3 protein-coding genes are annotated in these 1,399 nt (G+C 74.6%); all 3 read right to left on the bottom strand.

The genetic code is table 11. From position 1 onward, the window contains the following. On the bottom strand, positions 1-485 hold a 485-nt coding region (locus ESP51_RS20385; RefSeq protein ID WP_129522680.1), incomplete at its 3' end, for an FAD-dependent oxidoreductase. After that, the gene (locus tag ESP51_RS20380) at positions 482-805 is read right to left on the bottom strand and encodes a (2Fe-2S)-binding protein (protein WP_129522679.1); all 324 of its coding nucleotides are present in this window, start codon (positions 803-805) and stop codon (positions 482-484) included. The genes ESP51_RS20380 and ESP51_RS20385, both read right to left, overlap by 4 nt. Beyond that, the coding region (locus ESP51_RS20375; protein WP_164990627.1) for an NAD(P)/FAD-dependent oxidoreductase at positions 802-1,399 on the bottom strand (598 nt) is incomplete at its 5' end. The genes ESP51_RS20375 and ESP51_RS20380, both read right to left, overlap by 4 nt.

The raw sequence follows: 1,399 nt of genomic DNA, 5'->3' as shown, positions 1-1,399 counted from the left end.
CGCCGGCCGACGGCGACGCGCTCGCCCTTGGCGAGCGCTTGCGCGGCGCCCGCCGTGAACACGCCCGGCAGGTCCCAGCCGGGGAACGGGAGCGTGCGATCGTGGGCGCCGGTCGCGAGCACGAGCGCGTCGGGGCGGAACGTGCGGGCCAGCCGATCAGTGCCATCGGGCGGGCCGATGAGCGCGTGCACGACGACCGCGCCCTCTGCCGGCTCAGCGGTCTCGATCGCCCACGCCTGTGCGCTCGTGACGATGTCGCAGCCGGGATCGGCCTCGAGCGCCGCTCGCAGCCCGCCGAACGTGCGCCAGCCGTGGTGAAGCCGTTGCTCGCGTGCCGCTGGCCGCGACTCTGGCAGGTGCCGCCAGTACTGCCCGCCCACCTGGTCTGCCGCGTCGAGCACGACGACGGATGCCCCGCGCTCGCGTGCAGCCCGCGCCGCGGCGAGCCCGGCGGGGCCGGCGCCGATCACGACGACGGTGCTCATGCGCTCGCCTCGGGAAGCCGGTCGTGCTGGCTCGCGACGGCGTCGCCGTCGACGGCACGCCGCTGGCAGGCGCGAACATCGCGCTCACCGTTCACGATCACGAGGCAGTCGAAGCACACGCCGATGCCGCAGAAGAGTCCGCGCGGGCGGCCGTCGACGCTCGTGCGGCGCCACGAGAGCACTCCGCTCGCGAGCACGATGCCCGCGATCGTCTGCCCCTGCACACCCCTCATCGTCTCGCCATCGAGGGTGATCTCGACCGCGTCGACTTGCGCGGGGCGGATCGGGTCGTCGCCGGGGCGCAGCAGCCGGGCGGTCACGACGCCGCCTCGGCGAGGTGGCGCTGCAGGGTCGGCCGGTCGAGGCGGAACGGCGCGGCATCCGTCGGCGCGGCACCACCGGTGAACTCGGCCGCGAGCATCGCGGCGGTCGCGAGCGACAGGCTGATTCCGGCACCTTCGTGCCCGCTCGCATGCCAGAGCCCGGGCACGCGAGGGTCGGCGCCGATGACCGGCAGGTGGTCGGGCATGTACGGGCGGAACCCGCCGTAGCTGCGCATGATGCTCGCAGCGGCGAGGAACGGGAAGAGGCGCAGTGCCTTCGCGGCGAGCTCGCGCAACACCGCCACCCGGAGCCGCTCGTCGAACCCCACCTGTTCGCGACTCGAGCCGATGAGCACCATGCCGGAGGGGGTCGACTCCACGACGCTCGACGTCTGCAGCGCCGCGTCGCTCGACTGCGTGGCGGCGAAGTAGTCGCCGTCGTAGACCTTGTGGAAGATCGCGTGCGGCATGCGCGTCGTGACGAGCACGACGCCGCGTCGCGGGCGCAACGGCAGGTCGGCGCCGAACGCCCGGGCCACCTCGCCCGACCACGGGCCCGCCGCCACGAGCACCGCGCCGGCGGCGACGTCG

This window comes from Agromyces albus (assembly GCF_004134825.1).
Taxonomy (GTDB): domain Bacteria; phylum Actinomycetota; class Actinomycetes; order Actinomycetales; family Microbacteriaceae; genus Agromyces; species Agromyces albus.
Note: the sequence above shows the minus strand (reverse complement) of the source record. Positions and strands in the feature narration are given on the sequence as shown.